The organism is Leifsonia virtsii (genome assembly GCF_030433675.1).
GTDB lineage: Bacteria > Actinomycetota > Actinomycetes > Actinomycetales > Microbacteriaceae > Leifsonia > Leifsonia virtsii.
The window spans coordinates 453,441-477,152 of the sequence record NZ_JAROCB010000004.1; the positions used below are offsets into that span (position 1 = coordinate 453,441).

The following is a 23,712-nucleotide window of genomic DNA, read 5'->3' on the forward strand; positions in this document are numbered from 1 at the left end:
GAACGAAGCAGACGAGGGAGGCGACCCGATGAGCGAGAACACGACCCAGGTGCTGCCCGGTGCCGGTGCACCGCAGCGCCGCCGCCGGCCGCGCTGGCTGCGGCTGCTGCTGTGGATCGGCATCCCCGTCGTCGTGATCGTCGTGCTTCTCGTGGTCGTGGACTCGGCCGCGCGCGCCTACGCCGAGCAGCGGGTCTCCGACGAGATCGAGAAGAACCTGCCTGCCGACGTGAAGGGCCAGGTGACGACGCACATCGGGGGCTTCTCCGTGCTGCAGCAGTACCTGTCCGGCACCTTCCAGCGGGTGGAGCTCGACGCGCCGAACGTGGTGGCCAAGGGTGCACCGCTCAGCGCGAAGCTCGTCGCCACCGGCGTCCCGACCGACTTCTCGAAGCCCATCTCGCAGGCGACCGGCACGCTCAGCATCGGCCAGGAGTCGCTCAACAAGCTCGTGCAGATCCCCGGCGCGACCGGCGACATCACCCTCGGCGCGGGCACCATCGGGTACGACGGCAGCATCAGCCTGCTGGGGCTGCCCGTCCAGTACACGGTCACGGCGACCCCGGAGGCCGCGGGCGACCAGGTGCTGCTGAAGCCCGAGAAGGCGAACCTCAAGACCGGCGCGGGCAACGTCAACCTGGATCGGCTGCTGCAGGCGCTCACCTCGCAGGGCCCGTTCCCGGTGTGCGCCGCGCAGTACCTTCCCGACGGCGTTCAGGTCGACGACATCCAGGTGTCGCAGGGGCGCGCGACCGTGCGGCTGACCGCCAGCGACTTCGTGATGAACGAGAAGTTCCTGAACAGCAAGGGCAGCTGCTCCTAGCCGCCCGGATGTAACACACGGAAAGCGCCCACGGCTCCCGGATAGACTTCTCCTGTCCTCTCCACCGGCTTCAGGGGCCAATCCGGGTCCGCTCGCCTAGGAGACCCCCACTCGTCACCACCCGTGAGGTTCCCTATGGCCGATCCGAATCCCCTCGCACCCTCGTGGCTGCATGTCCCGGAGGACGCGAATGCGCTCGTCCCCGGGCTCTGGTCCCGCACCGTCTCGCGTTCCGACGGCGAGCTCGTCGTCGGCGGCGTCGCCGCAGGGGAGCTCGCGGCGCGCTTCGGCACGCCGCTCTACGTCGTCGACGAGGAGCACGCCCGCTCGCGCGCCGTCGAGGTGCGCACCGCCTTCGACCGCGCCTTCGCAGAGATCGGCACGGCCGCGAAGGTCTACTACGCGGGCAAGGCGTTCCTGAGCATCGAGGTCGCGCGGTGGATGGCCGAGGCCGGCCTCCACATCGACGTCTGCAGCGGCGGCGAGCTCGCGGTCGCGCTGGCGGCCGGTGTCGACCCCGAGCGCCTCGGCTTCCACGGCAACAACAAGTCGCTCGCCGAGATCGACCGGGCCGTGCAGGTCGGGGTCGGGGCCATCGTCATCGACAGCCTGCAGGAGATCGACCGGGTCGCCGAGGCGGCCACGCGGCACGGCGTGCGGCAGAGCGTTCGGCTGCGGGTCAACAGCGGGGTGCACGCGCACACGCACGCATTCCTCGCGACCGCGCACGAGGACCAGAAATTCGGGATCGCGCTCGAGGCCGCCGAGGAGGCGGTGGAGCTCATCCGCTCGCGTCCGTCGCTGGCGTTCCGCGGGCTGCACTGCCACATCGGCTCGCAGATCTTCGGCGCGGACGGCTTCGCCGAGTCGGCCGCGCGCCTGCTCACCCTGCACAAGCGGCTGCTGGCCGGGGGAGACGTGCCGGAGCTCAACCTGGGCGGCGGCTTCGGCATCGCCTACACGGCCGCCGACGACCCGGCCCCGATCGAGGTGCTCGCGCGCCGCATCGCGGAGACCGTGGCGGCCGGATGCGAGGAGCTCGACATCCCGACGCCCGTCGTCGCCTTCGAGCCCGGCCGGTCGATCATCGGGACCGCCGGCCTCACCCTCTACACGGTCGGCACCACGAAGGACGTGCCCGTCGCCTTCGAGGACGACGGCGAGACCGCGATCCGCCGTTATGTCAGCGTCGACGGCGGGATGAGCGACAACGCCCGCCCCGCGCTCTACGAGGCCGACTACTCGGCCCGCATCGCGAGCCGTGTCTCCGTCGCCCCGCCCGCGCTCGTGCGCGTCGCGGGCAAGCACTGCGAGAGCGGCGACATCGTGGTCGATGCCGAGTACCTCCCGGCGGACGTCGAGCCGGGCGACCTGCTCGCCGTCCCCGCGACCGGTGCCTACTGCTGGTCGCTCGCGAGCAACTACAACTATCTCGGGAGGCCGCCGGTGGTCGCCGTCCGCGACGGCGACGCGCGCGTGATCGTGCGTGGAGAGACCATCGAGGACCTCCTCGCCAGGGACGCGGCCTACGACCCGTCCGAGCAGACCCCCACCGCGTCGAAGGAGCGCAGCCAGGCATGATCGAGTACCGCAACCTCCGCGTCGCCCTCCTCGGGGCCGGCTCCGTCGGCTCTCAGGTGGCCCGCCTCCTGCTGGAGCAGGGGGACGAGTTCGCCTCCCGCGTCGGCGCCCGGCTCGAGCTGGTCGGCATCGCCGTGCGCGACGTCGACGCCCCCCGCGACGTCGACCTGCCGCGCGAGCTGCTCACCACCGACGCGAGCTCGCTCATCCTCGGCGCCGACATCGTCGTCGAGCTGATGGGCGGCATCGAGCCCGCCCGCGGGTACGTGCTCGAGGCGCTCAACTCCGGCGCCGACGTGATCACCGCGAACAAAGCGCTGCTGGCCACGCACGGCCCCGAGCTGTTCGAGGCCGCGGAGCAGGTCGGCGCGCAGCTCTACTACGAGGCGGCCGTCGCGGGCGCCATCCCGATCATCCGGCCGCTGCGCGACAGCCTCGCCGGCGACCGCATCGAGCGCATCCTCGGCATCGTCAACGGCACCACCAACTTCGTGCTCGACCGGATGGACGTGCACGGCGAGACCCTGCAGGACGCGCTGGCCACCGCCAGCGACCGCGGGTACGCCGAGGCCGACCCGACCGCCGACATCGGCGGCTACGACGCGGCCCAGAAGGCGGCCATCCTGGCGAGCCTCGCCTTCCACACCACCGTGCCGCTCGACCGGGTCTACCGCGAGGGGATCACGGGCGTGACGAAGTCGCAGGTCGACGCCGCGCGCGAGGCCGGCGCCGTCATCAAGCTGCTCGCCATCTGCGAGCGGATGACCGACCCGGAGTCGGGGGAGGAGGGCGTCTCCGCCCGCGTCTATCCCGCGCTCATCAGCCGCGAACACCCGCTCGCGGCCGTTCACGGCGCCCACAACGCGGTCTTCGTGCAGGCGGCCGCCGCCGGCGACCTCATGTTCTACGGCGCCGGCGCGGGCGGGGTCGAGACCGCGTCCGCCGTGCTCGGCGACGTCGTCTCCGCCGCCCGGCGGCACGTCGTCGGCGGCCCGGGCGTCGCGGAGTCGACGCACGCCGACCTCCCGGTGCTCGACATCGGCCGGGTCGTCACCCGCTACCAGATCACCCTGGATGTGGAGGACCAGCCGGGCGTGCTCGCCGCGGTGGCGCGCATCCTGAGCGACGGCGGCGTCAGCGTGGAGACCGTGCAGCAGTCGGTGCCGAGCCTCACCGGGCCGGTCGTCGTGGCCGGTTCGGCGCCGGAGACCGCGGGCCCGCCCGGTGGCCCGATTCACGGCGGCGGCAGGGCCACCGCTACCCTGGTCATCGGTACCCACGAAGCCGAGGAGGCCGCACTCGCGGCCACCGTCGAGGCGCTCGCGGCGAGCGACGTCGTGATCGCCATCTCTTCCGTTCTCCGAGTCGAAGGATCGTAATGCCCCAGCCCAAGGCCTACAGTCGTCAGTGGCGTGGCGTCCTGCGCGAGTACGCGGACCGCCTGAACATCTCCGACGCCACTCCGATCGTCACGCTGGGCGAGGGCGGCACGCCGCTCATCCCCGCGCCCGCGCTCTCCGCGCGCACCGGCGCCGACGTGTACGTGAAGTTTGAGGGGATGAACCCGACGGGATCGTTCAAGGACCGCGGCATGACCATGGCGATCTCGAAGGCCGTCGAGCACGGCGCGAAGGCCGTCATCTGCGCCTCCACCGGGAACACCTCGGCCTCCGCCGCCGCGTACGCCACGCACGCCGGCATCCAGGCCGTGGTGCTGGTGCCGGAGGGCAAGATCGCGATGGGCAAGCTAAGCCAGGCGATCGCGCACAACGCGCAGCTGCTGCAGGTGCAGGGCAACTTCGACGACTGCCTCGACATCGCGCGCGACCTCGCGACGAACTACCCGGTGCACCTGGTCAACTCGGTGAACCCGGACCGCATCGAGGGCCAGAAGACCGCGGCGTTCGAGGTCGTCGAGGCGCTCGGCGACGCCCCCGACTTCCACATCGTCCCGGTCGGCAACGCCGGCAACTACACCGCCTACCACCGCGGCTACACCGAGGAGCTCCAGCGCGGAGAGGCGACGAGGCTGCCCCGGATGTTCGGCTTCCAGGCCGCGGGGAGCGCCCCGATCGTGCTCGGCCACCCGGTCAAGGACCCCGACACCATCGCCACCGCCATCCGCATCGGCAACCCGGCGTCGTGGGAGCTCGCCCTGAACGCGCGCGACGACAGCGAGGGCTACTTCGGCGCCATCGACGACGCGAAGATCCTGGAGGCGCACCGCCTGCTCTCGGCCGAGGTCGGCATCTTCGTCGAGCCGGCCTCCGCGATCAGCGTCGCCGGCCTGCTGGAGCGCTCCGCGGCGGGCGTCATCCCCGCCGGCGCCACGGTCGTGCTGACCGTCACCGGCCACGGCCTGAAGGACCCGCAGTGGGCCCTCCGCACGGCCGACGGCTCCGACGTGCAGCCGACCGTCGTGCCCGTCGACACGACCGCCATCGCCGACGTGCTCGGCCTGCAGCGCGCCGAGGCGACCGCGTGACCTCGCCCGACCTGCGCGGCCGGACCGTCAGCGTCAAGGTCCCGGCCACCAGCGCCAACCTCGGCCCCGGCTTCGACACGCTCGGCCTCGCGCTCGCCCTCTACGACGAGCTCGAGGTCTCCGTCCGCGACGAGCCCGGCGCGACCGTCGAGGTCACCGGTGTGGGCGAGGGCGAGGTGGCCACCGACGAGAGCAACCTCGTCGTCCGCGCGATCGCGCACACCTTCGAGGCGGTCGGCGTGCCGATGCCGGGCCTGAGCCTGCGGGCGCGCAACAGCATCCCGCACGGCCGCGGGCTCGGGTCCTCGGGCGCCGCCATCGTCTCCGGCATCATGGCGGCGAAAGGGCTCCTGGAGGGCGTCGTCGACCTCGACGCCCAGCAGCTGCTCGCCCTCGCGAACGACATGGAGGGTCACCCCGACAACGTCGCGCCCGCCCTCTTCGGCGGACTGACGATCGCCTGGGTCACCCCGGAGGGGCCGCGCTTCAAGAAGCTCATCGTGCACCGCGGCGTCTCGCCGCTCGTGCTGGTGCCGGAGCACGTGATGTCCACGGCCCTGGCGCGCAGCCTCCAGCCGCAGTCGGTGCCCCACGAGGACGCCGTCTTCAACGTCTCCCGCTCCGCACTGCTCGTCGCGGCCCTCATCCAGAGCCCCGAACTTCTGCACGCGGCCACCGAGGACAAGCTCCACCAGAGCTACCGCGCCTCGGCGATGCCCGAGACCGACCGGCTCATCACGCTGCTGCGCGAGAACGGCTTCGCGGCCGTCGTCTCGGGCGCCGGCCCGTCGATCCTGGTGCTCGGGAGCGACCCCAGCCAGCGCCTGGCCGCGGCCAAGCTGGTGGAGGAGGCCGCGCAGACGCGCTGGCAGCCGCTCATGCTCGCGGTCGACTTCAAGGGCGCGACGGTCGCCCGGGTGGAGTCGGCGTCGGCGGACACACCGGCGGCGTAGCGTCCTGAGCGCCACGTCCGAGGTGGTAAACTGCAGTGCACCCGCGAAGAACCCGCGTCACGAGCGAATCCAGCTTCCGGGTGATCTCCTAGCAATCATGCCGTCACTCCTGCCTGCCTTCCCGGCATTCCCCTAACGGATACCCGGGCGGCGACGTAGCGCGGATCAGAACGCAGCACGTACCGGCAGTTCATGTGGCGAAGCTCACAGACGGCGCGCAGACGCGCGTCGGGGGAAAGGATCCTCTTCCGTGACTGATGTCGAACTCCACGCCGGGGGCGTGGACACCAGCGACCTGACCTCGCTCAAGGTGGCGGAGCTGCAGGCTCTCGCCGCCGAGCTCGGGCTCCAGGGCGCAGGCCGGCTCCGCAAGGGCGAACTGGTCGAAGCGATCGCCGCCGCGCGTGCGGCCGCCGCTCCGTCCGACGCCGCTGCCGAGCCGCAGAGCGAGCCGGCGACCGCCGCCTCGCAGGTACTCACCGAGCCGCTCATCGCCGAGCCGGCTGCAGCGCCGGTCCCGACCGAGACGGGAAACCCGGGCATCGCCGAGCCGCTGACGGACGCGCTCATCACTGAGCCGCTGATCGCCGAGCCGGCGGGCGCCGAGCGCGTCGAGCCGACCGTCGGCGACCCGGTGCTTCCGCAGACGGACGCCGCCCAGGGCGGCTCCGAGCCGCGCCGCCGCGGTTCGCGACGCGTCAGCAGCCCGGATGGCACCGGGATCGCGGCCGGCACGCACGTCAACTCCGGCGCCACCGGCGTCGACTCGCTCATCCCCGACGTGGATGCGCTGCTCGACTCCGCGCTCGCGTCCCGCGAGCAGGCGCGCGGCCAGCAGAACGGCCAGAACGCCCAGAACGGCGACCAGGGTCAGGGCCAGGGCAACGGCGGCGGACGTCGTCGTCGCGGCCGCGGCCAGGGCGGCCAGAACGGCGAGCAGCCCCAGGACGCCGCCGCGCAGACCGAGCAGCAGGCCGAGCAGCCCGAGGGCGCTCGCGCCGAGGGGCAGGCCGAGCAGGGCGAGGGTGCGCAGGGCGAGCAGCAGGGCTCCGGCCGCAACCGCCGCAACCGCAACCGCAACAAGAACAATGCCCAGCAGAACGAGCAGGGCCAGGGCCAGCCGAAGGACCTCCAGCAGGGCGGCCAGGGCACTCAGCAGCAGGGCCAGCAGAACCGCGGCCAGAACGCCGAGCAGGCCGAGGGCGAGCGCGCCGGCCGCTACCGCGACCGCAACCGCAAGCGCCGCGGCGGCACCGTCGGAGACGACTTCGAGCCGGAGCTGACCGAGGACGACGTCCTCATCCCGGTCGCCGGCATCCTCGACGTGCTCGACAACTACGCGTTCGTACGCACCACCGGCTACCTGCCGGGCGCGAGCGACGTGTACGTCTCGCTCGGCCAGGTCAAGAAGTACAACCTGCGCAAGGGCGACGCCGTCGTCGGCGCCATCCGCCAGCCGCGCGAGGGCGAGAACAACACCCGCCAGAAGTACAACGCGCTGGTCAAGGTCGACTCCATCAACGGGCAGACCCCGGAGGAGGCGGCCGGCCGCGTCGAGTTCGGCAAGCTCACGCCGCTGTACCCGCAGGAGCGCCTGCGCCTCGAGACCGAGCCGTCCAAGGTGACCCAGCGGATCATCGACCTGGTCGCCCCGATCGGAAAGGGCCAGCGCGGCCTCATCGTCGCGCCGCCGAAGGCCGGCAAGACGATCGTGATGCAGCAGATCGCCAACGCGATCACGGCGAACAACCCCGAGGTGCACCTGATGGTCGTCCTGGTGGACGAGCGTCCGGAAGAGGTCACCGACATGCAGCGCACGGTGAAGGGCGAGGTCATCGCCTCCACCTTCGACCGCCCCGCCGAGGACCACACCACCGTCGCCGAGCTCGCCATCGAGCGTGCGAAGCGCCTGGTGGAGCTGGGCCACGACGTGGTCGTGCTGCTCGACTCCATCACCCGCCTCGGTCGCGCGTACAACCTGACCGCTCCGGCGTCGGGCCGCATCCTCTCTGGCGGCGTGGACGCGTCCGCGCTGTACCCGCCGAAGCGCTTCTTCGGCGCCGCCCGCAACATCGAGCACGGCGGCTCGCTGACCATCCTCGCGTCGGCGCTGGTGGAGACCGGCTCCAAGATGGACGAGGTCATCTTCGAGGAGTTCAAGGGCACCGGCAACATGGAGCTCCGCCTGTCGCGCCAGCTGGCCGACAAGCGCATCTTCCCGGCCGTCGACGTCAACGCCTCCGGCACCCGCCGCGAGGAGATGCTGATGGGCCAAGACGAGGTCAAGATCACCTGGAAGCTGCGCCGCGCCCTCGCCGGGCTCGACCAGCAGCAGGCCCTCGAGATCGTGCTCGGCCGCCTCAAGGAGACCTCGAGCAACGTCGAGTTCCTGATGCAGGTGCAGAAGTCGATGCCGCAGCCGGCCAACGGTCACGGCAACGCGCACTCGCACGGCCACGAGAACGACCACCGCTAGCCCGGTATCGCGCCCGTCCGTCCTACCTCGCGCAGGACGGGCGGGCGCTTCGTCGTTCCCCGGCCTCCCTCGCAGAAAGAAGACCCCATGTTCGAATCGGTGAACGCCCTCATCGCCGAGCACGACGACCTGCAGCAGCAGCTGTCCGACCCGGAGTTGCACAGCGACCCTGTGCGGTCGAAGCGCGTCAACCGCCGCTACGCCGAGCTGTCGCGCATCGTCGCCGCCTACACCGAGTGGAAGCAGCTGTCGGACGACCTGGAGGCCGCCCGCGAGCTCGCTGCAGAGGACGCCGCCTTCGCCGAGGAGATCCCGGGCCTGGAGCAGAGTCTCGCGGACACGTCCGAGAAGCTGCGCCGGCTGCTCATCCCGCGCGACCCCAACGACTCACGCGATGTGATCATGGAGATCAAGATGGGCGAGGGCGGCGCGGAGTCGGCGCTGTTCGCCGGCGACCTGCTGCGGATGTACCTCCACTACGCCGACTCGAAGCGCTGGAAGGCCGAGATCATCGAGCAGACCTCCAGCGACCTCGGCGGCATCAAGGACGTGCAGGTGGCCTTCAAAGGCACCTCCAGCGACCCGGCCGAGGGCGTCTGGGCGCACCTGAAGTACGAGGGAGGCGTCCACCGCGTGCAGCGCGTGCCGGCGACCGAGTCGCAGGGCCGCATCCACACCTCCGCCGCCGGCGTGCTGGTGTTCCCGGAGGTGGACGAGCCGGAGGAGGTCGAGATCAGCCCGAACGACCTCAAGATCGACGTCTTCAGGTCCTCCGGCCCCGGCGGCCAGTCGGTCAACACGACCGACTCCGCGGTGCGCATCACGCACGTGCCGACCGGCATCGTCGTCTCGATGCAGAACGAGAAGAGCCAGCTGCAGAACCGCGAGGCCGCGATGCGCGTGCTGCGCGCACGGCTGCTCGCGCGTCAGCAGGAGGAGGCGGACGCCGAGGCGGCCGAGTTCCGCAAGGGCCAGATCCGCACCATGGACCGGTCGGAGCGCATCCGCACCTACAACTTCCCGGAGAACCGGATCGCCGACCACCGCACCGGCTACAAGGCCTACAACCTCGACGCCGTCATGAACGGCGCCCTGGACCCCGTCATCGACAGCAACATCGCCCTCGACGAGGAGACGCGCCTGGCCAACCTCGCCGACTGACCCCAGCCAACAGCTCCTGAGTTTTTCGGCCTCCGAACGCGGATTCGCTCGAAGAACTCAGGAGCTGTTGGCTGGGGCGGCGGGTCAGCGGAGGGCGGTGGTGGCCCGGTCGCGCGTGGTGAGGTCGCGGTGGGTGGCGGCGGCGCGCCAGCCGTCGGACGTCAGCAGGGCGCGGATCGCGGCGCCCTGCAGCTCGCCGTGCTCGAGCACGAGCGTGCCGCCGGGGTGGAGCAGGCGCCGGGCGACGCGTGAGATCGTGCGCACGACGTCCAGCCCGTCCGGGCCGCCGTAGAGCGCCGCGTGCGGGTCGTGCAGGCGCACCTCCGGGTCGCGCGGGATGGCGTCGTCCGGCACGTACGGCGGGTTCGAGATGACCACGTCCACCGTGCCGTCGAGCTCCGGCAGCGCGTCGGCCAGGTCGATGAACACGGGGGTGAGGTTCTCCGCGCCGACCTCGTCGATGTTGCGCCGGGCCCAGATGTACGCCTCGGGGGAGTTCTCGACGGCGTAGACGCGCGCGTGCGGCACCTCCGTCGCGAGCGCCAGAGCGATGGCGCCGCTGCCCGTCCCCAGGTCGACGGCCACCGGCGTCGGCGACGGGATGGCCCGGAGCGCGTCGATCGCGAGCTGCGCCACCTGCTCTGTCTCGGGTCGGGGGACGAAGACGCCCGGGCCGACGTTCAGCTCCAGCGACCGGAACGGGGCGCGGCCGGTGATGTGCTGCAGCGGCTCGCGGGCGGCGCGGCGCGCGGCCAGGTCGCGCAGGCGTTCGGCGTCCGCAATGCTGACCGCAGAGTCCATCACCACGAGTGCCTGCACGCGTCCACGGCCGACCTCGAGCACGTGGCCGACCAGCAGCTCGGCGTCGACCTCCGGGTCGGGGACGCCGGCGCGCGCGAGCAGGGCGACGGTCTCGTCCCTGAGGGCGCGGACGGACACGGACGAGGAAGGGGATGCGGGGGATTCGGGGCTCATCGCCCGTCGAGCCTAGCTCCTGTCACGAAGCTTCGCCGTGCGGGTGCGGCGTCTAGAGTGGTGAGGCGATCCCATCCACCCCGATCCGAGCGAGGAGAGGCCATGTCAGGTCACATCTACGACAACGTCACCGAGGCCGTGGGGCGGACGCCGCTCGTCCGGCTGAACCGGCTCACCGAGGGGCTGGACGCGACCGTGCTCGCGAAGCTCGAGTTCTACAACCCGGCGGGCAGCGTCAAGGACCGCATCGGCGTCGCGATCATCGACGCCGCCGAGAAGGCGGGCGCGCTGAAGCCCGGCGGCACCATCGTGGAGGCCACCAGCGGCAACACCGGCATCGCCCTCGCCATGGTGGGTGCCGCGCGCGGCTACAACGTCGTGCTGGCCATGCCGGAGACCATGAGCAAGGAGCGTCGCGTGCTGCTGCGCGCGTTCGGAGCGAAGATCGAGCTGACTCCCGGCCCTGACGGCATGCGCGGCGCGGTCGAGAAGGCGCAGGAGATCGTCGAGAGCACCGACAACGCGATCTGGGCCAAGCAGTTCGCGAACGAGGCCAACCCGGCCATCCACCGCGCCACCACGGCCGAGGAGATCTGGGCCGACACCGACGGCGGCGTCGACGTCTTCGTCGCGGGCGTGGGCACCGGCGGCACGATCACCGGCGTCGGCCAGGTGCTCAAGGAGCGCAAGCCCGGCGTGAAGATCGTCGCGGTCGAGCCGATCGACTCGCCCATCCTCAACGGCGGAAAGCCGGGCCCGCACAAGATCCAGGGCATCGGCGCCAACTTCGTCCCCGAGATCCTCGACACCACGGTGTACGACGAGGTGGTCGACGTGTCGTTCGAGGACGCCCTGGAGGTGGCAAAGCGCCTGGCGAGCGAGGAGGGCATCCTCGCGGGCATCTCCTCGGGCGCCATCGTCTGGGCCGCGCTGCAGCTGGCGAAGCGTCCGGAGAACGCGGGCAAGACGATCGTCGCGGTGGTCTGCGACACGGGTGAGCGCTACATCTCGACCCCGCTGTGGGCCGACCTGCTGGACTGAGCGGGTGCCGATCCTCCGCGCGCGCGAAGACATCCGGAATGCGCGCAGGCACGACCCGGCCGCGCGCGGCGGGGTCGAGGTCGCCGTCGTCTACTCCGGCCTGCACGCGATCTGGTCGTACCGCATCGCGCACCGGATGTGGCGCGCCGGCCTGCGGACGCCCGCGCGCATCCTCTCGCAGCTGACGCGGTTCCTGACCGGGATCGAGATCCACCCGGGCGCGCGCATCGGCCGCCGCTTCTTCATCGACCACGGGATGGGCGTCGTGATCGGCGAGACGACGTGGATCGGCGACGACGTCATGCTCTACCACGGCGTGACCCTGGGCGGCCGGGGGAGCGGTCACGGCAAGCGGCATCCCACCGTCGAGGACGGCGTGATCGTCGGCGCGGGCGCGAAGGTGCTGGGCGCGATCACCATCGGCGCCCACTCGGTCATCGGTGCCAACGCCGTCGTCACGCGCGACGCGCCCGCCGACTCGCTCCTCGTCGGCGTGCCCGCCCACCCGCGGCCGCGCTCCGGCCACGAGCAGATCGCCGGCGACGACTGGCTCGACCCCGCCATCTACATCTGACCCGCCCCCAAGCCATCAGCTCCTGAGTTCTTCGACCCAGCCGCGGCGTGTCGCTCGAAGAACTCTGGAGCTGATGGCTTGGGCGGAGGGTCAGCGAGCGGCGAAGGCGTGCGCGGCGGCGAGCATGGCGTCGGTGTCGAAGGTGCCGTCGTCGCGCTTGGTGACGTGGTGCGCGTGCATGCCGCACTCGCGGGCGCCCTCGACGTTCGCCAGCGAGTCGTCGAACAGGATCGCGTCGGACGGCTTCACCCCGAACCGCCCGAGCGCGCGCGTGTAGATGCGCCGCTCGGGCTTCCGCGCGCCCAGCACGGCCGACACCAGGTCGTTGTCCTGGAGCACGCCCACGATCTCCGGCGTGAGCACCGGCAGCGAGTCCTTGAACGGGATGGGGTTGTTCGACAGCAGCGAGACCGTGCCGAGTGTCGCGGCCTCGTGCAGCACGGCGATCGACCCGGGGATGGGCGTCATGGCCGCCTTGCGCGCCTCCTGCCACTGCGAGAGGGTCAGCCGGGCACCGGTCACCTCGGCGAACGCGTCGAGGTACTCCTCGCTTGTGGAGTACTCCCCGATCTCCGCAGCCCGCTCGAAGCCGCCCGCCCACCAGGTGGACGCGAGCCGGTACTGGCTCACACCTCCGAGCTCCGCGAGCTTGGGAAGCCGCTTGTGGAAGTCGTAGTCGTAGAGCGTCTTGTCGCAGTCGAAGAAGTAGACGTCCATCGCCTCCAGTATCGTCCTCCCAGTCTGGGCGTCCGCCCCCCGGCTATCATTGAGCCGTCATGGCTCCCATCTACGACTGCTCGGTCGACTCCGAGCTGCTCACCGGCATGCGCCTCGCCCGTGCGGCGATCGGGCGCGGCGAACTCGTCGTCATCCCCACCGACACGGTCTACGGCGTCGCCGCCGACGCCTTCAGCCCCGCGGCGGTGCAGCGGCTCCTCGACGCGAAGGGACGCGGCCGCCAGTCGCCGCCGCCGGTGCTGGTGCCCGGCATCCCGACGCTCGCGGCGCTGGCCGAGACCGTCCCGGACGAGGTGGACGCGCTCGTCAAGGCCTTCTGGCCGGGCGGGCTGACCATCGTGCTCCCGGCCTCCCCGTCGCTGGTGTGGGACCTGGGGGAGACCAAGGGCACCGTCGCGCTGCGCATGCCCGACAACACCATCGCGCTCGAGCTGCTGAGCGAGACCGGCCCGCTCGCCGTCTCGTCCGCCAACCTGACCGGCCGCCCGGCCGCCCGCACCGCCGTCGAGGCGGAGGGGATGCTCGGCGAGTCGATCTCCGTGTACCTCGACGGGGGAGAGGCGGGCTCCGCCTACGACCGCGTCGAGGGCAAGGACTCGTCGTCCACCATCGTGGACGCGACCGCCCTGGCCGCCGGCGTCGGGGGGCTGCGCATCCTCCGTCACGGCGTCATCTCCGCCGACCGGCTGCGCGAGGTCGTGGGCGACGCCTTGGACGCTCCCGTACCGTGACCCTCCTCCTCGCCCTCGCCCTGATCTCGGCCGTCATCACGTTCGGGATGTCGTTCGTCGTCTACAAGCTGGCGATGCGCTACAAGCTGTACCCGAAGATCCGGGCGCGCGACGTGCACACCCGGCCGACGCCCCGGCTCGGCGGCGTCGCGATGTTCCTCGGCATCCTGGTCGCGTTCGGCGTCTCCTGGCTGCTGTCGAGCCAGTTCGGCGTCCTGTCGCTGATCTTCTCCGATCAGGGTCCGATCCTCGCCATCCTCGGCGCGTCCCTGCTCATCGTCGTCCTCGGTGTCGCCGATGACATCTGGGACCTCGACTGGATGACGAAGCTCGCCGGCCAGTTCGTGGCCGCCGGCCTGATCGCCTGGCTCGGCGTCCAGATCTACTCGCTGCCGATCGGCGGGCTGACCGTGGGGTCGCCCATCATGTCGATCGTCATCACGCTCTTCGCGATCGTGCTCGTGATGAACGCGATCAATTTCATCGACGGACTGGACGGCCTCGTCGCCGGTGTCGCCCTGATCGCGAACGGCACGTTCCTCATCTACACGTATCTGCTGCAGCGCGAGATCAGCCCGCAGAACTACTTCAGCCTCGCCGGCGTGATCGCGGCGATCCTGGTCGGCGCCTGCGCGGGCTTCCTCCCGCTGAACTGGCACCCGGCGAAGATGTTCATGGGAGACGCCGGCGCACTGCTGATCGGCCTGCTGATGGCCACCTCGGCGATCTCCGTCACGGGCACCATCAACCCGGAGACCCTGCAGACGCTCGGCCGGTCGTCGCTGGTGCCCGCGTTCATCCCGATCATCCTGCCGTTCGCCGTGCTGATCGTGCCGCTGCTCGACTTCGGTCTCGCCGTCATCCGGCGCCTCCGGGCGGGCAAGTCGCCGTTCAGCGCCGACCGCAAGCACCTGCACCACCGCCTGCTCGACATGGGGCACACGCACCTGCACGCGGTGCTGATCTTCTACGCGTGGACGGCGGTGCTCTCGATCGGCTGCCTGCTGTTCTTCTTCGACCCGTACTGGATGGCGATCGTGTTCGTCGCCATCGGGCTGGTCGTCTGCACCGCCTTCACGCTGGCTCCGCTGAGCCGGAGGAAGGCGAACGAGGCCGTCGCGGAGCTCGCGCCCGCGGGCAGCCGCGAGGCGGCCGAGACGGCCCGCTACGACCAGCTCGACGCCGCGAGCGAGCGCACGGCCGCGGCAGCGGCCCGCGCGGCCGCCGACGGCCGCACCACCACCACCACCACCGACGAGCAGACGCTCACCGAGGAGACCCGATGACCGACCACCCGGACGGCGCGCCCGCCGGCGCCCGCGCCCCCCGGCCGGCCCGCCCCGCCGCCCAGCCGACCTCGACGCCCGTGCTGCGCGACGTCCTGAAGTACGGCCTCATCCTGGCCGGTGCCATCGCGATCGTCGGGATGCTGCTCGGCGGCCTCTTCGCCGGCTGGGTCGGCGTGACGAGCGCCCTGATCGGCACCGCGATGGCAGCCGTGTTCCTCTCGATCACGGCGCTCAGCATCCTGATCGCGAACCGCTTCATCGGCTCCGACCTCTTCGTCGGCCTGTTCTTCGGCATCGTGCTGGGCGGCTGGATCGTGAAGTTCGTGCTGTTCCTGGTGCTCGCGATCCTGCTGCGGGACCAGCCGTGGATCAACCCCGTCGTGCTGTTCCTCAGCCTCATCGCGGGGGTGATCGGATCGCTCGTCGTCGACATGATCGTGGTGTTCCGATCCCGCGTCCCCTACGCCAGCGACGTCACCCTCCCCGGTGAGAAGCGCTGACCCGTATCCAATTCGTTATGGGCTGAAAACTCTTGTAGAGTTGTCAGTGATCCCCCACCCGTTCGCGCGAAGAAACCCGTAGCGCGAGTAGTGCAGGGTGTCCAAACGTTCGTCGTCGCGAGAGCTCTGAGCTCGACGCCCCGAAACAGGAGATAGCGCTGTTAGCTAACGCTGTGAACCTGCTGGTCCAGGCCGCAAGCTCCGAAGATGGAAGCTTCCAGGGTCCCTCGATCAACGAGTTCTTCCCCCCGACCCTGTTCACCATCGGTGGCCTCGAGTTCAACCGCATCATCGTCGTGCGTCTCCTCGCCACGATCGCGCTGATCCTCATCTTCTGGCTCGGCACGCGCCGGATGAAGCTCATCCCCGGCCGCTTCCAGTCGGTCGTCGAGATGGGGCTCGACTTCGTGCGCGTCAACATCGCGGAAGACCTGCTCGGCAAGAAGGACGGGCGCCGGTTCCTGCCGCTGCTGACCACCATCTTCTTCATGGTGCTGTTCTTCAACATCACCGGCATCATCCCCTTCCTCAACATCGCGGGCACCTCGGTCATCGCGGTCCCGCTGCTGCTCGCGATCGTCGCGTACGTGACCTTCATCTACGCGGGCATCAAGAAGAGCCCGGCGAACTTCTTCAAGAACGCGCTCTTCCCGCCCGGCGTTCCGTGGTTCCTCTACATCATCGTGACGCCGATCGAGTTCGTCTCGACCTTCATCCTGCGTCCGATCACGCTGACCCTCCGACTGCTCATGAACATGGTCGTCGGACACCTGCTGCTCGTCCTGTTCTTCACTGCGACGACGTTCTTCTTCTTCACCGCGGGCGGCTGGTGGTCGCTCTTCGGCATCGGTACCTTCGCCTTCGGGTTCGTCTTCACGCTCTTCGAGATCCTGGTCGCAGTCCTGCAGGCCTACGTCTTCGCACTGCTCACCGCTGTCTACATCCAGCTGGCAGTCGCCGAGGAACACTAAGAACGATCCGCGCACCCGCACGGATCGCCATCACGGAAGGAAACACACAACGTGGACATCGCTGCAATCAACGGCAACATCGCCACCGTCGGTTACGGCCTCGCCGCCATCGGCCCGGCCATCGGCGTGGGCATCGTCGTCGGCAAGACCATCGAGGGCGTGGCCCGTCAGCCCGAGCTGGCCGGCCGTCTCCAGGTCCTGATGTACATCGGTATCGCGTTCACCGAGGCGCTCGCCTTCATCGGTATCGCTACCTACTTCATCTTCGTCTGAGTCCTCTTTTCTCACTCGGTAAGGAGGAACCATGCTCAACGGTGTGGTGATCGCCGCGGCGGAGGAGCAGCACAATCCGCTCATTCCGGCGTGGCCGGACATCATCGGTGCGCTGATTTGCTTCATCGTCATCCTGTTCTTCTTCTGGAAGCTCGTGCTTCCGCGTATGAAGAAGCTGCTGGATGAGCGTGCAGAGGCGATCGAAGGCAACATCGAGAAGGCCGACGAGGCGCAGCGCAAGGCGGAGGAGCTGCTGGAGCAGTACACCGCCCAGCTCGCCGACGCGCGCGCCGAGGCCGCGAAGATCCGCGAGACCGCCCGCAACGACGGTCAGAAGATCGTCGCGGAGGCCCGCGAGACCGCGACGGCCGAGGCCGCCCGCGTGACCGCGCAGGCCCAGGCCCAGCTCGAGGCGGAGCGCCAGACGGCGCTCGTCCAGCTGCGCGGCGAGGTCGGCTCGCTCGCGATCGACCTCGCGTCGACCGTCGTGCGCGAGTCGCTCGACGAGGACAAGCGCGCCCAGGCGATCGTGGACCGCTTCCTCGCGGACCTCGAGGCCGACCAGCAGAAGGCAGGATCGGGCAACTGATGGGAAGCGCCACCAGAGAAGCATTGGCCCGGTCCGTGTCGGCGCTCGCCGACCTGGGATCCAAGGCCGATCTGGCGACGGCCGAGGACCTGTTCGCCGCAGGACGAGTCGTCGCCGACTCCGCCCAGCTCCGAGCCGTCCTCAGCGACCCCACGGCCGACGCGGAGGGCAAGGCCGCGCTCGTGAAGCGCGTCTTCGCCTCGCTGTCGGAGCCCGCCGTCTCGCTGCTGGGCGTGATCGTCGCGCAGCGCTGGTCGTCCCACGACGACCTGCTCGCCGCGATCGAGGAGCTCGGGTTCCGGGCGATCGCCGCCTCCGCGCCGCGGAACGTCGACGTCGTGGGGGAGCTGTTCACCTTCGGAGGCGCCGTGACCTCCGACGCGCAGCTCGAGCTGGCGCTGCGCAGCAAGCTCGCGACGAGCGACTCCAAGGTCGCCCTCGTCGAGCGTCTGCTCTCCGGGCGGGCGTCGAAGGAGACGGTCGCCATCGTGCGGCAGCTCGTCGAGCAGCCGCGCGGTCGCAGCATCCGCGAGTCGCTCCGTGCGGCCGCCCGCGTCGTGGCGGCCCAGGAGGGCCTGACCATCGCGACGGTCTACGCCGCGGCCCCGCTGCCCGACGCCCAGGCCGAGCGCCTGCGCTCCGTGCTCAGCGCCACCTACGGCGACCTCAAGCTCAACCAGGTCGTCGACCCCTCGATCATCGGCGGATTGCGCGTACAGATCGGTGACGACGTCATCGATGGAAGCATCGCATCGCGTCTGGCCGAACTCCGGCTTCAGCTGGCGGGCTGACCGCCTCAAGATAGGAATCACAATGGCAGACATCCAGATCAGCCCCGACGAGATCCGCGACGCGCTCAAGGACTTCGTCAACAAGTACGAGCCGGCCACCGCAGAGGCGACCGAGATCGGTCACGTCATCGACGCCTCCGACGGCATCGCGCACGTCGAGGGCCTCCCCAGCGTCATGGCGAACGAGCTCATCCGCTTCGCCAACGGCACCCTGGGCCTCGCCCAGAACCTCGACGAGAACGAGGTCGGCGTCGTGGTGCTCGGCGAGTACGACGAGATCGTCGAGGGCATGGAGGTGACCCGCACCGGCGAGGTCCTCTCCGTCCCGGTCGGCGACGGCTACCTCGGCCGTGTGGTCGACCCGCTCGGCAACCCGATCGACGGCCTCGGTGAGATCGCCAGCGAGGGCCGCCGCGAACTCGAGCTCCAGGCCCCCGGCGTCATGCAGCGCAAGTCGGTGCACGAGCCGCTTCAGACCGGCATCAAGGCCATCGACGCGATGATCCCGGTCGGCCGCGGCCAGCGCCAGCTCATCATCGGCGACCGCCAGACCGGCAAGACGGCGATCGCGATCGACACGATCATCAACCAGAAGGCCAACTGGGAGTCGGGCGACGTCAACAAGCAGGTCCGCTGCATCTACGTCGCCATCGGCCAGAAGGGCTCGACCATCGCCTCGGTGAAGGGCGCGCTCGAGGACGCCGGTGCGATGGAGTACACCACCATCGTCGCGGCCCCGGCCTCCGACCCGGCCGGCTTCAAGTACCTCGCCCCCTACACCGGCTCGGCGATCGGCCAGCACTGGATGTACGGCGGCAAGCACGTCCTCATCGTCTTCGACGACCTGTCGAAGCAGGCCGAGGCGTACCGGGCCGTGTCGCTCCTCCTCCGCCGTCCGCCGGGACGCGAGGCCTACCCGGGCGACGTCTTCTACCTGCACTCCCGCCTGCTGGAGCGCTGCGCCAAGCTCTCCGACGAGCTGGGCGCCGGCTCGATGACCGGTCTGCCGATCATCGAGACGAAGGCGAACGACGTCTCGGCGTACATCCCGACCAACGTGATCTCGATCACCGACGGCCAGATCTTCCTGCAGTCCGACCTCTTCAACGCCAACCAGCGTCCCGCGGTCGACGTCGGCATCTCGGTCTCCCGAGTCGGCGGCGACGCGCAGGTGAAGTCGATCAAGAAGGTCTCCGGCACGCTGAAGCTGGAGCTGGCGCAGTACCGCTCGCTCGAGGCGTTCGCGATGTTCGCGTCCGACCTCGACGCCGCCAGCCGTCGTCAGCTCGCCCGTGGCGCCCGCCTCACCGAGCTGCTCAAGCAGCCGCAGTACTCGCCGTACCCGGTGGAGGAGCAGGTCGTCTCGATCTGGGCCGGCACCAACGGCAAGCTCGACGAGGTGGCAGTCGAGGACGTCCTGCGCTTCGAGTCGGAGCTGCTCGACCACCTGCGCCGCAACACCGACATCCTGACGACGCTCCGCGAGACCAACGTCCTCGACGACGACACGGTCGCGAAGCTCGACTCCGAGGTGGACGCGTTCAAGCTCGAGTTCCAGACGGGCGAGGGCAAGCCGCTCGCCTCGGTCGGACGCGAGGAGTTCGAGGCCATCGACGAGGACGAGGTCGACCAGGAGCGCATCGTCAAGGCCAAGCGCTGAGCGCGGCCGAGGACAGTTAGGTAAAGAGGAGACACATGGGAGCACAGCTTCGGGTCTACCGGCAGAAGATCAGGTCTGCCCAGACGACCAAGAAGATCACCCGTGCGATGGAGCTGATCTCCGCCTCCCGCATCCAGAAGGCGCAGGCGCGAGTCGCCGCCAGCTCGCCGTACGCCCGCGCGATCACGCGCGCGGTGTCGGCGGTGGCGACGTACTCGAACGTCGACCACGTGCTGACCACCGAGCCCGAGAAGATCGAGCGCGCAGCGATCGTCATCTTCTCCTCCGACCGCGGTCTCGCGGGAGCGTTCAACTCGAACGTGCTCAAGGAGTCGGAGAAGCTCGCCGAGCTGCTGCGCAGCCAGGGCAAGGAGGTCGTGTACTTCCTGATCGGCCGCAAGGCGCAGGGCTACTTCAGCTTCCGCCGCCGCGCGTTCGAGCGGGTCTGGACCGGCAACACGGACGCCCCGGAGTTCGAGCAGGCGAAGGAGGTCGCTGACGCGATCCTGGAGTCCTTCCTGCGCGACGCGTCCGACGGCGGCGTGGACGAGATCCACATCATCTACAACCGCTTCGTCAGCATGCTGACCCAGGAGCCGCAGGTCGTCCGCCTGCTCCCCCTGGAGGTCGTCGAGGGCGTGGAGGAGCCGGACCGCACGCAGGTCCTGCCGCTCTACGAGTTCGAGCCCGACGTGGGGACGGTGCTCGACTCGCTGCTCCCCGTCTACATCGAGAGCCGCATCTTCAACGCGATGCTGCAGTCGGCCGCCTCCAAGCACGCCGCGACGCAGAAGGCGATGAAGGCCGCGAGCGACAACGCCGACAAGCTCATCACCGACTACACGCGTCTTGCGAACAACGCCCGTCAGGCGGAGATCACCCAGCAGATCTCCGAGATCGTCGGCGGCGCGGACGCGCTGAGCTCGGCCAAGTAAAACGTCTACGAGAGAGATAACAATCATGACTACCGCTACCGCCGAAGCCCAGGCTTCGACCGCGCAGCCGGGCGTCGGGCGCATCGCGCGTGTGACCGGCCCGGTCGTCGACATCGAGTTCCCGCACGACGCGATCCCGGGCATCTACAACGCCCTGAAGACCACGATCACGATCGGCGAGGAGTCGACCGAGATCACGCTCGAGGTCGCACAGCACCTCGGCGACGACCTGGTCCGCGCCATCGCGCTGAAGCCGACCGACGGCCTGGTCCGCGGCGGCGAGGTGCGCGACACCGGTGCGCCGATCTCGGTGCCCGTGGGCGACGTGACCAAGGGCAAGGTGTTCAACGTCACCGGCGACGTGCTCAACGCGGAGCCGGGCGAGACGATCGAGATCACCGAGCGCTGGCCGATCCACCGCAACCCGCCGGCGTTCGACCAGCTCGAGTCCAAGACCCAGCTGTTCGAGACCGGCATCAAGGTCATCGACCTGCTCACCCCGTACGTGCAGGGTGGCAAGATCGGCCTCTTCGGTGGTGCGGGCGTCGGCAAGACGGTCCTCATCCAGGAGATGATCCAGCGCGTCGCGCAGGACCACGGCGGTGTGTCCGTGTTCGCCGGCGTCGGCGAGCGCACCCGTGAGGGCAACGACCTCATCCACGAGATGGAGGAGGCGGGCGTCTTCGACAAGACCGCCCTCGTCTTCGGCCAGATGGACGAGCCGCCGGGGACGCGTCTGCGCGTCGCCCTGTCGGCGCTGACGATGGCGGAGTACTTCCGCGACGTGCAGAAGCAGGACGTGCTGCTGTTCATCGACAACATCTTCCGCTTCACGCAGGCGGGCTCCGAGGTGTCGACGCTGCTCGGCCGCATGCCGTCCGCGGTGGGCTACCAGCCGAACCTGGCCGACGAGATGGGTCTCCTCCAGGAGCGCATCACCTCGACCCGTGGTCACTCGATCACCTCGCTGCAGGCGATCTACGTCCCCGCCGACGACTACACCGACCCGGCGCCGGCGACCACGTTCGCGCACCTCGACGCCACGACCGAGCTCTCCCGTGAGATCGCGTCGAAGGGCCTGTACCCGGCCGTCGACCCGCTGACCTCGACCTCGCGCATCCTCGACCCCCGCTACCTGGGCGCCGACCACTACCGCGTCGCGACCACGGTCAAGCAGATCCTCCAGAAGAACAAGGAGCTGCAGGAGATCATCGCGATCCTCGGTGTCGACGAGCTGTCGGAGGAGGACAAGATCACGGTGTCGCGTGCGCGCCGCATCCAGCAGTTCCTCTCGCAGAACACCTACATGGCGAAGAAGTTCACCGGTGTGGAGGGCTCGACCGTCCCGCTGAAGGACACCATCGAGTCGTTCGACGCGATCGCCAAGGGCGAGTTCGACCACGTCGCCGAGCAGGCGTTCTTCAACGTCGGTGCGATCTCCGACGTCGAGGAGAAGTGGGCGCAGATCCAGAAGGAGAACGGCTGACATGGCTGTCCTCAACGTGAGCGTCGTCGCCGCCGACCACGAGGTGTGGTCGGGCGAGGCGAGCATGGTCGTGGCCCGGACCGTGGAGGGGCAGATCGGTATCCTGCCCGGCCACGAGCCGCTGCTGGCCATCCTCGCCGAGGGCGAGGTGCGCGTCACCCTGAACGGGGGCGAGTCGATCGCGGCGAACGCCGACGACGGCTTCCTCTCCGTCGAGAACAACACGGTCACCATCGTGGCCCGTCAGGCCGAGCTGGTCTGACATGCCTGAGCAGGGAGCCCCGCTGGAGCGCCAGTTCGGAGACATGCGTGTCCCGATACTGGTGACGATGGCGGGGCTTCCTGGTTCCGGCAAGTCCACCATTGCGGAGATCGTGGCCGGCCGCCTCGGCGCGACGGTGATCTCGGTGGACCCGATCGAGGCCTCGATCCTCCGCGCGGGGATCGACTCCGACCAGCCGACCGGACTCGCGGCCTACCTGGTGGCGGAGACCATGGCGGAGCAGGTGCTGCTCTCCGGTCACTCCGTCGTCGTCGACGCGGTCAACGCGGTGGAGCCGGCGCGCCTGCAGTGGCGCGACCTGGCGGAGCGGTGCGACGTGAAGCTTCGTGTCGTCGAGACGGTCTGCTCCGACGACGCCCTGCACGAGGAGCGCCTCTCGAAGCGCACCGGCGACGCCGCCGCCTACTCGGGCGTCGCGGTGGAGCAGAGCACCGACGAGTACGACGAGTGGAAGGGCGCCTGCGGCTCGCTGCCGCGCGTCACCCTCGACACCGCTGCCCCGCTCGGCGAGAACGTCGACACGGCGCTGCGCTTCCTGGAGGGCTAGCGTGCTCATCCTGCTCCCGCCCTCCGAGACGAAGAGGGACGGGGGAGCGGGGTCGCCGCTCGCCCTCGACCGTCTGCGTTTCCCGACGCTGAACGCGGTCCGCCGCGAGGTGGTGGACGTGGTCGTGTCGCTCGCGGCCGACCGGGAGGCCGCCGTGCGCGCCCTGAAGCTGGGCCCGAAGCAGGCGGGCGAAGTGGACCGCAACCGCGCCATCCGCGCATCGCCGACGATGCGGGCGCTCGAGCGGTACACGGGTGTGCTCTACGACGCCTTGGACGCCGGCTCGCTCTCGGACGAGGACTGGTCGGTGGCCGCCGAGTCGGTCGCTGTGCAGTCGGCCCTGCTCGGACTGGTGGGTGCGGCCGATCCCGTGCCCGCGTACCGTCTCTCGTTCGACTCCCGGCTGTCGCTCGCCCGCGGAACGCCCTCGCTGAAGAAGCGCTGGGCCGCTGCCGGTGCGGAGGCCCTGGCGGAGCGGGAGGACCTGCTGCTCGACCTGCGGTCTGAGGGCTACGCGGCCCTCGCCCCACTCCCGGATCGGCCGGGGGCGCACTACGTGCGCGTGCTGGCGCGGGATGCGAACGGGCACGTGCGCGCGCTCAACCACTTCAACAAGCAGGCGAAGGGCCTGCTGACCCGGGCGCTCGTGGAGGCCGGCGCCGGGTTCGGCTCGACCGAGGAGCTGCTCGAGTGGGCCGCGGCGGAGGGGTACGAACTGCGGCACGTGAGCGACCCGGCATCCCGGGACCTGGAGCTGGTGGTGCCCGAGGTGCGGGGCAAGCCCGGGCGGCTGATGGCGACTCTTCGCGCGTGAGCGCCCCGGCCGGAAACACGGCGAACTCTCAGTGGT

24 protein-coding genes are annotated in these 23,712 nt (G+C 70.0%); 22 read left to right on the forward strand and 2 right to left on the reverse strand.

Annotated features, from left to right (window positions below):
* The first annotated feature begins 28 nt into the window (after positions 1-28).
* The 7 genes from P5G59_RS16295 (at position 29) to prfA (ending at position 9,479) form a co-directional block, all read left to right on the forward strand.
* Entirely contained in the window at positions 29-823 is a 795-nt protein-coding gene (locus P5G59_RS16295; protein WP_301220055.1) for an LmeA family phospholipid-binding protein, read from the forward strand.
* Between the two features lie 135 nt (positions 824-958).
* The gene (gene lysA, locus P5G59_RS16300) at positions 959-2,404 is read left to right on the forward strand and encodes a diaminopimelate decarboxylase (protein ID WP_301220056.1); all 1,446 of its coding nucleotides are present in this window, start codon (positions 959-961) and stop codon (positions 2,402-2,404) included.
* On the forward strand, positions 2,401-3,783 hold the full coding sequence (locus tag P5G59_RS16305) for a homoserine dehydrogenase (RefSeq protein WP_301220057.1): 1,383 nt from the start codon (positions 2,401-2,403) through the stop codon (positions 3,781-3,783). Before lysA ends, P5G59_RS16305 begins: the two co-directional genes overlap by 4 nt.
* Positions 3,783-4,889, forward strand: coding sequence for a threonine synthase (gene thrC, locus P5G59_RS16310; protein WP_301220058.1), 1,107 nt, complete (start codon positions 3,783-3,785; stop codon positions 4,887-4,889). The genes P5G59_RS16305 and thrC overlap by 1 nt, the downstream gene beginning before the upstream one ends.
* Positions 4,886-5,842 (forward strand): homoserine kinase, encoded by a 957-nt coding sequence (gene thrB / locus P5G59_RS16315; RefSeq protein WP_301220059.1) that lies wholly within the window; start codon positions 4,886-4,888, stop codon positions 5,840-5,842. Before thrC ends, thrB begins: the two co-directional genes overlap by 4 nt.
* 250 nt (positions 5,843-6,092) lie before the next feature.
* Entirely contained in the window at positions 6,093-8,318 is a 2,226-nt protein-coding gene (gene rho / locus P5G59_RS16320; RefSeq protein ID WP_301220060.1) for a transcription termination factor Rho, read from the forward strand.
* Between the two features lie 87 nt (positions 8,319-8,405).
* Positions 8,406-9,479 carry a peptide chain release factor 1 gene (gene prfA / locus P5G59_RS16325; RefSeq protein ID WP_301220061.1) on the forward strand — a complete coding sequence of 358 codons (1,074 nt, stop codon included), beginning with the start codon at positions 8,406-8,408 and terminating at the stop codon, positions 9,477-9,479.
* 84 nt (positions 9,480-9,563) lie between these two features.
* Here the strand turns inward: prfA and prmC are convergent, their stop codons facing one another.
* On the reverse strand, positions 9,564-10,454 hold the full coding sequence (gene prmC, locus P5G59_RS16330; protein WP_301220062.1) for a peptide chain release factor N(5)-glutamine methyltransferase: 891 nt from the start codon (positions 10,452-10,454) through the stop codon (positions 9,564-9,566).
* A gap of 102 nt (positions 10,455-10,556) precedes the next feature.
* On the opposite strand from prmC, the gene cysK reads away from it, so the two are divergent.
* Together cysK and epsC are read left to right on the forward strand one after the other, a co-directional pair.
* On the forward strand, positions 10,557-11,495 hold the full coding sequence (gene cysK / locus P5G59_RS16335; protein WP_301220063.1) for a cysteine synthase A: 939 nt from the start codon (positions 10,557-10,559) through the stop codon (positions 11,493-11,495).
* A gap of 4 nt (positions 11,496-11,499) precedes the next feature.
* On the forward strand, positions 11,500-12,069 hold the full coding sequence (gene epsC / locus P5G59_RS16340) for a serine O-acetyltransferase EpsC (RefSeq protein ID WP_301220064.1): 570 nt from the start codon (positions 11,500-11,502) through the stop codon (positions 12,067-12,069).
* Positions 12,070-12,159: 90 nt separating this feature from the next.
* On the opposite strand, the gene P5G59_RS16345 is transcribed toward epsC, so the two are convergent.
* Complete coding sequence (locus P5G59_RS16345; RefSeq protein ID WP_301220065.1) at positions 12,160-12,786, reverse strand: HAD family hydrolase; 627 nt, start codon at positions 12,784-12,786, stop codon at positions 12,160-12,162.
* A gap of 59 nt (positions 12,787-12,845) precedes the next feature.
* Here P5G59_RS16345 and P5G59_RS16350 point away from each other — a divergent pair, with 59 nt between their 5' ends.
* The 13 genes from P5G59_RS16350 (at position 12,846) to P5G59_RS16410 (ending at position 23,676) form a co-directional block, all read left to right on the forward strand.
* Entirely contained in the window at positions 12,846-13,538 is a 693-nt protein-coding gene (locus P5G59_RS16350) for an L-threonylcarbamoyladenylate synthase (protein WP_301220066.1), read from the forward strand.
* Positions 13,535-14,824 carry an MraY family glycosyltransferase gene (locus P5G59_RS16355; RefSeq protein WP_301220067.1) on the forward strand — a complete coding sequence of 430 codons (1,290 nt, stop codon included), beginning with the start codon at positions 13,535-13,537 and terminating at the stop codon, positions 14,822-14,824. The genes P5G59_RS16350 and P5G59_RS16355 overlap by 4 nt, the downstream gene beginning before the upstream one ends.
* Positions 14,821-15,327: a Cg1360 family ATP-synthase-associated protein gene (locus P5G59_RS16360; protein WP_301220068.1), complete on the forward strand. Its 507-nt coding sequence runs from the start codon at positions 14,821-14,823 to the stop codon at positions 15,325-15,327. Before P5G59_RS16355 ends, P5G59_RS16360 begins: the two co-directional genes overlap by 4 nt.
* A gap of 173 nt (positions 15,328-15,500) precedes the next feature.
* Positions 15,501-16,298 carry a F0F1 ATP synthase subunit A gene (gene atpB, locus P5G59_RS16365; RefSeq protein WP_301220069.1) on the forward strand — a complete coding sequence of 266 codons (798 nt, stop codon included), beginning with the start codon at positions 15,501-15,503 and terminating at the stop codon, positions 16,296-16,298.
* 51 nt (positions 16,299-16,349) lie between these two features.
* Complete coding sequence (gene atpE / locus P5G59_RS16370; RefSeq protein WP_064111451.1) at positions 16,350-16,571, forward strand: ATP synthase F0 subunit C; 222 nt, start codon at positions 16,350-16,352, stop codon at positions 16,569-16,571.
* A 31-nt stretch (positions 16,572-16,602) separates the two neighbouring features.
* Positions 16,603-17,160: a F0F1 ATP synthase subunit B gene (locus P5G59_RS16375; protein WP_175336470.1), complete on the forward strand. Its 558-nt coding sequence runs from the start codon at positions 16,603-16,605 to the stop codon at positions 17,158-17,160.
* Positions 17,160-17,951: a F0F1 ATP synthase subunit delta gene (locus P5G59_RS16380; RefSeq protein WP_301220070.1), complete on the forward strand. Its 792-nt coding sequence runs from the start codon at positions 17,160-17,162 to the stop codon at positions 17,949-17,951. Before P5G59_RS16375 ends, P5G59_RS16380 begins: the two co-directional genes overlap by 1 nt.
* Before the next feature lie 22 nt (positions 17,952-17,973).
* On the forward strand, positions 17,974-19,611 hold the full coding sequence (atpA, locus tag P5G59_RS16385) for a F0F1 ATP synthase subunit alpha (RefSeq protein WP_301220071.1): 1,638 nt from the start codon (positions 17,974-17,976) through the stop codon (positions 19,609-19,611).
* Positions 19,612-19,646: 35 nt separating this feature from the next.
* Positions 19,647-20,546 (forward strand): F0F1 ATP synthase subunit gamma, encoded by a 900-nt coding sequence (locus tag P5G59_RS16390; RefSeq protein ID WP_064111457.1) that lies wholly within the window; start codon positions 19,647-19,649, stop codon positions 20,544-20,546.
* A 25-nt stretch (positions 20,547-20,571) separates the two neighbouring features.
* Positions 20,572-22,032: a F0F1 ATP synthase subunit beta gene (atpD, locus tag P5G59_RS16395; protein ID WP_301220072.1), complete on the forward strand. Its 1,461-nt coding sequence runs from the start codon at positions 20,572-20,574 to the stop codon at positions 22,030-22,032.
* A 1-nt stretch (position 22,033) separates the two neighbouring features.
* The gene (locus P5G59_RS16400; RefSeq protein ID WP_121259883.1) at positions 22,034-22,294 is read left to right on the forward strand and encodes a F0F1 ATP synthase subunit epsilon; all 261 of its coding nucleotides are present in this window, start codon (positions 22,034-22,036) and stop codon (positions 22,292-22,294) included.
* A 1-nt stretch (position 22,295) separates the two neighbouring features.
* Positions 22,296-22,862, forward strand: coding sequence for a P-loop nucleotide/nucleoside kinase family protein (locus P5G59_RS16405; protein ID WP_301220073.1), 567 nt, complete (start codon positions 22,296-22,298; stop codon positions 22,860-22,862).
* Between the two features lies 1 nt (position 22,863).
* Positions 22,864-23,676: a YaaA family protein gene (locus P5G59_RS16410; protein WP_301220074.1), complete on the forward strand. Its 813-nt coding sequence runs from the start codon at positions 22,864-22,866 to the stop codon at positions 23,674-23,676.
* Positions 23,677-23,712: the final 36 nt, after the last annotated feature.